The sequence below is a fragment of the Streptomyces sp. NPDC059788 genome (assembly GCF_042732265.1).
Classification (GTDB): domain Bacteria; phylum Actinomycetota; class Actinomycetes; order Streptomycetales; family Streptomycetaceae; genus Streptomyces.
In genome coordinates this window covers 178,225-182,460 of the sequence record NZ_JBHWHY010000016.1, presented here as the reverse complement: position 1 = coordinate 182,460, position 4,236 = coordinate 178,225, and the positions used below count along the sequence as shown (strand labels likewise).

The following is a 4,236-nucleotide window of genomic DNA, read 5'->3' as shown; positions in this document are numbered from 1 at the left end:
CCGGTGGGGACCGGCACGCGCATGGCGATGCCGTCCAGCTTGCCCTCCAGCTGCGGGAGGACCAGCGCGGTGGCCTTGGCGGCACCGGTCGTGGTCGGGATGATGTTCTCCGCGGCGGCGCGGGCGCGGCGCAGGTCCGAGTGCGGGAAGTCCAGGATGCGCTGGTCGTTGGTGTACGCGTGGACCGTGGTCATCAGGCCCTTGACGATGCCGAAGTTCTCGTCGAGAACCTTGGCCATCGGCGCCACACAGTTGGTGGTGCAGGAGGCGTTGGAGATGACGTGGTGGTTGGCCGCGTCGTACTTGTCCTGGTTGACGCCCATCACGATGGTGATGTCCTCGCCCTTGGCGGGCGCGGAGATCAGGACCTTCTTGGCGCCGGCCTGGATGTGCTTCTCGGCGTCGGCCTTCTTGGTGAAGATGCCGGTCGACTCGATGACGATGTCGGCGCCCAGCGCGGCCCACGGCAGGTTCGCCGGGTCGCGCTCGGCCATCGTCTTGAAGGTCTGGTTGCCGACCGTGATGGTGTCGTCGGTGTGGCTGACGTCCTGCTTGAGGCGACCCAGGATGGAGTCGTACTTCAGCAGGTGAACCAGGGTGGCGTTGTCGGTCAGGTCGTTGACACCGACGATTTCGATGTCCGCGCCCTGCTCCAGGAGCGCGCGGAAGTAGTTGCGACCAATGCGGCCGAATCCGTTGATGCCTACGCGGATCGTCACGAACCGATCTCCTCGTTGGTGCGCCGGTGCACTACCGGCGAGCTGTATGGGATGTCCCCGACCGCCTCCGACCCTACCCCCAATACGAGACGTACGTGACATTGACAGGGGCGGTCCGGGCCCACTCTGGGGCCACGGACCGCCCTGTTCGCCGAGAGAGTACCGGCGCGGTCAGCCGTCGAGGGCCTTGAGCGCCGCGCCGGTCAGTTTCGCCCGTTCCGCAGCGGTCTGTACGTGCTCCAGGCCGAAGCCCAGCAGGACGGTGTCACGGGTGGTCACCGCGGCCGCGGCCCGGAACAGCTCCTTGGAGCGGGTCCAGTCGCCGGTGGCGGGCGGGCTGCCGGCGGGCGGCCCGGGGACGGCCCAGGGCCCGAGGGAGGTCTCGAAGCCCTCCAAGGGCTCGCCGCCGCTACCGGTGGTGACCTTGGTGTTGTCCACGAAGACGCCGCGGCCGCCGGTGCTGGGGTCGGTGATGTACGCGATCGACAGCTCGACCCGCTGCCCGGCGTAGGCGGACAGGTCGACGGAGACCGGCCGCCAGCCGTCCGAGGCGCCCGTGAAGCGGTTCCACGCACCGGTGGTGCCGGTGTTGCGGCACTCGGTGCCGGTCCGGGTCAGGTAGTGCTGGAGGAAGGGGTGGGCGGCCAGGTAGAAGCCCGCCCCGCACTCGGCGGGTACGTCGGTGCCGGTGCCGCCGTTCGCGTCGGGCAGCGTGGTCCAGTCGTCCTTGCCGGTGGTGTGCGCCTCGACGACGGCGTTGTCGTAGCCGGCCTCGGTGTCGTGGCTGAGCATGAACTGGAGGGCGGGTTTCGCGCTCGCGGCGACGCCCGTCAGGTCCACGGTCCGGGTCAGCCGCATCCAGGAGCTGTCGCGGTGCTGCGCGGCGGCGAACCAGTCGCCTTCGTACGGCTGGAACGGTGTCCGTACTCCCGGGTAGTCCCCGGCCGCGGCGCTGGCGAACTGCGGAAAGGTGGCCGGCGGCAGTTCGTCGGAGATCACCGAGTGGGCGCCCGCCGAATCCAGCGGGTTGTCCGGCGCGCCGACGAGCTTGGCCTCCGCTCCGGCCAGCTTGCCGGCGCCCTTGAAGGCGGGCGGGTTCTTGACGGGTACGCGGCCGCCGGCGCCCAGGTAGTACTGGCTGAAGTCGTCGGTCACCGCACGGCCGACCACCGCGCTGCCGCCCGCCTGCTCACCGGCGGCGAGCAGCTTGCCGCCCTCGTTGAGGTAGTCGCGTACGGCCAGCAGGGTGGCGCCGCCCGGCCGGCCGGCCCCCGTGTACCAGACGACGTTCTCGAAGTGGCTCAGGACACCGAGCGCGTCCGGGGTGCCCTGCCGGGCGACGTCCCAGACCGCCGCGCGGTGGCCGTTGGCGGCGAGCGCCTTGGTGTAGGCGGCGGTGTGCCGCGCCGGAGTGGTGCCGCCCTCCTCCGCGAGGACGAGGGTGTCGGCGCGCGGCCGCTCGGCGACGGTGTACGTGAACGTTTCGCTCTTGGTGGCCTTGCCGTCACGGGTCCGGCCGGAGAACCAGACCTCGACCCTGTCCCCCGGATCGGCGCCCTCGACGGCGGCCCGGTACTGGTCGAAGTGGAGGTTGTCCTCGCCCCCGTAGGTCTCGCCGCCCTTCCACGCCGCCAGCTCCTCGGTGTGCGGCCGGCCGCCGTTGACGCGGTAGTTGAGCTCCTTGTCCCGTACGGACTTCCGTGCGGTGACGGCGACTTCCTGCTCCTCGCCGCGGGCGTAGGAGGTGGTGAAGGCATGCGGGGTGAAGTCGGGCGCCTTCAGGCCCACGGACGAGACGGGCCGGTCCGGATGCGGGGCGCTCTCGGCGACGGAGAGCGCGAAGGGGATGTTCTTCTCGAACTCCGCCTGGATGAGCTTCTCGGAGTCGGGGAAGTTGAAGACGGACTGGCAGTCGGCGGCGTTCCACTCGTCGTCGGGATCGGCGTTGGACGCGGTCTGACAGGTCGACATCTCCGGGGTGAACATGGGGATGCCGTTGACGTTGGACGCGTGCCCGTCGGCCTCGCCGTTGGTGATGTACAGCTCGGACGAGACCTGCGGGCGGTAGCCAGGAATCGCGGACTTCTCCGGGGTTCCGGCCAGGGCCCGGTAGAGGACGTCGTCGGGGGTGGGGGTGGCCACCTGCCAGCCGACGCCGTAGAGGATCAGCTCGGCGGCGGAGTGGTAGTTGATGGCGTACTGGAAGCCGATGCGCTTCTCGAAGGCGTCCAGCGCCTTGGTCTCGGGCTCGGAGGCGGCGGCCGGTCCGCGGTAGGTCTCACCGGCCGGGTTCGGGGACGAACCCTCGTTGTCGTAGCCCCATTTGTAGGAGAAGTTGCGGTTGAGGTCGACGCCATCGCCGGGGGCGGTCTTGCCGTCGCCGTTGTTGTCCCGCAGATTCTTGCGCCACAGCCGGTTCTTCGGGTCCTCGAAGGTGTAGTCGTAGCCGTCCGGGTTCGCGGAGAGCACGAACCACAGCTCGGTGGTGTCGAGGATCTTGGTCAGCCGGGGGTCCTTGCCGTATCCGGCCAGATAGTACTGCATCAGCCGGCGGGTCATCTCGGGAGTGATCCACTCCCGCGCGTGCTGGTTGGACATGTACAGCACCGCGGGCTTGGCGCCGTCCTCGGTCGTCTCGGCGTCCTTGGTGAGCTTCAGGGCCATGATGTCGCGGCCCTTGACGGTCTTGCCGATACTGACGACCTTCGCCAGCTTCCGGTTGAACCGGGCGGTGTCGATCATCTCCTTCATCAGCCCGTTGACGCCCATGTACGGCCGGAAGACCCGGTCCCCCTGGGCCCTCACCCTGGCCCGCGCCTCCGCAGAAACGATCCTGCGTGTCAGCTCCACGCCCTGCTGCCGCAACGTGGCCGCCTGCGCGGCGGAGAGGTACACCTCGACCTCGGCCTTGCCGCTCTTCGGCACCTGCGCACTCAGCTCGTGCCCGTCCACCCCCGCCTTCAGCAACAGCGGCACCTGCGCCTCGGTGACCTCGGCCGTCCAGACCGCGATGGCGTCTTTGACGCCTTTTCCCCCATCCCCCGCCTGCGCCTGCGCGGCGGGCACCGCCACCACCCCTCCCAGCAGCAACGTCGCCGCCGCGAGTAAGGATCTCGCCCTGCGTCTCATGAGCCCCCCTTGCCGTCGTCCACCTCGTGAATGGGCGTTCGACAGACTGGTGACGCTGCATGATCAAGTCAATACAAGGCGTAGTGAAAGCCCGGTGTGGCCGAGAAGCGGTGTCGCGGCGGGCGCGACGGTTTTCCGCGTACGTGTCAGGGGGCTGCGGCGTGGATTGGGGGGGGGACGCCCCCCACCGGTGGCTGCTCGCCGTACAGGTCCGCACGCGGCACCTGGGGCGGGCAGCGAGTCGGCCACGGTGCCCGGCCCGGCACCGGCCGCCGAAACTTTGCGGCACGGAATCGGCGGCGCGGGCCCGGCCCCTACGGACTCCGTCCTACGGTCCCGGACCCTCCCGTACGCGGCAGCCTGACACGTACGTGGGTGGGGGACGCCT

Annotated in this window: 2 protein-coding genes; both read right to left on the bottom strand. The window is 69.7% G+C overall.

Annotation, left to right across the window (positions count from 1 at the left end; genetic code table 11):
• Positions 1-719, bottom strand: a 719-nt coding sequence (locus tag ACFV57_RS16360; protein ID WP_385231577.1) for a type I glyceraldehyde-3-phosphate dehydrogenase, incomplete at its 3' end; no start/stop codon positions are given.
• Between the two features lie 171 nt (positions 720-890).
• Positions 891-3,848 carry a M14 family zinc carboxypeptidase gene (locus ACFV57_RS16355; RefSeq protein WP_385231574.1) on the bottom strand — a complete coding sequence of 986 codons (2,958 nt, stop codon included), beginning with the start codon at positions 3,846-3,848 and terminating at the stop codon, positions 891-893.
• Between the last annotated feature and the right edge of the window lie 388 nt (positions 3,849-4,236).